Raw genomic sequence first — 1,219 nt, 5'->3', positions numbered from 1 at the left:
TGTAGATACCATCTCTCATTTTAAGCTTCAAGGTCGTATTTAACTTTCTTGGAGCTTAAACGCTTCTTGGTTTTTTATTACACCAAAACATATATGAATTAGCTTTCGCATATTTGCACACACAGCTTGCATCGGTGTTTTACCATTATTTATTAACGTTAACTTGTGTCGTTTTATTGTTTTATTCCATTGCCCAGCAACAATGGCTGCCATATAAAGTTTGCATCGAATTCTGGCTGGCCCAAGTTTACTGATTGATGTTCGCCCTTTTAATTTACCCGATTCATTGTGCCGTGGGATTAGTCCACAATAAGCGGCCGCTTCTTTGGCTTTATTAAATTTTTTAGCCGCAAACAAATACGTCAGCTCTCTCGATAATACGAGCCCAATGCCAGGGATAGACTCAAGTAGTTTCCTGTTTCTTTTTAAATCAGGTTCATTATCTATGTGGTTATCAATGTCAGATTTAAGCTGTTTAATTTCATCATCTAAAAACGCGATTGTCACTTTTATCGATTGGCAAACACGCGCGGAAACGTTGCTAAATTCACTTGCTTCTAATCGATTCGCTTCTCGTTGGCGGTTACTCTCAAGCGCATCTAAACGACGAATAAGGGCTTTAAGCTCTCTAATTTCCAACGCTTCAGGTTGCCAATAATTAACGACTGCGTGCTTAGCACAGCCATAATGAGCAAGCATCGTTGCATCAGATTTGTCTGTTTTGTGAATTATGTTTAAAGCGTCTGCATACTTTTTAGCTTTACCGGGATTCGCTAAAATAATATTAAAGCCTTGCTCGTGTAAAAAATACATCAGCGCTTCATGATAAACACCCGTTGGTTCGAGGGTGATAACGAGCTCACTAGCAGCGCTTTTAGTTGTATTTAAAAGCCATTTTTCTATTGTTACAAAGTCTTGGCGCTTGTTTTTAAATACTTTTGTTTTAATTTTGTTTGTAAGCTGGTCTCTCAACCACGATAAATCAATCTTCTCTTTACTAATATCAATGCCGATAAACATCATCTCTACTTACTCCCCTTGTACATACAGCATCTACTTAAATAAAAGTGTGCTTGGATACCATTCAGTTTCTGAGAATAGAAAGTCAGGGCTTTATCTACGGAGCAGTATTAAATACTAGGCGCGAAGGCAAGCTCACTGACTTCGATGTGATAAATGATAGCTAATCATTTATCAATGAGAGATACAAGGCGCGAAG

At 38.1% G+C, this 1,219-nt stretch carries 1 protein-coding gene; it reads right to left on the bottom strand.

Annotated features, from left to right (window positions below; genetic code table 11):
• Positions 1-39: 39 nt before the first annotated feature.
• Positions 40-1,023, bottom strand: a complete 984-nt coding sequence (locus QMA08_RS20290; RefSeq protein ID WP_290175337.1) for an IS110 family transposase — start codon at positions 1,021-1,023, stop codon at positions 40-42.
• Positions 1,024-1,219: the final 196 nt, after the last annotated feature.

It is taken from the genome of Pseudoalteromonas sp. APC 3355 (assembly GCF_030407615.1).
Taxonomy (GTDB): Bacteria; Pseudomonadota; Gammaproteobacteria; order Enterobacterales; family Alteromonadaceae; genus Pseudoalteromonas; species Pseudoalteromonas distincta.
Note: the sequence above shows the minus strand (reverse complement) of the source record. Positions and strands in the feature narration are given on the sequence as shown.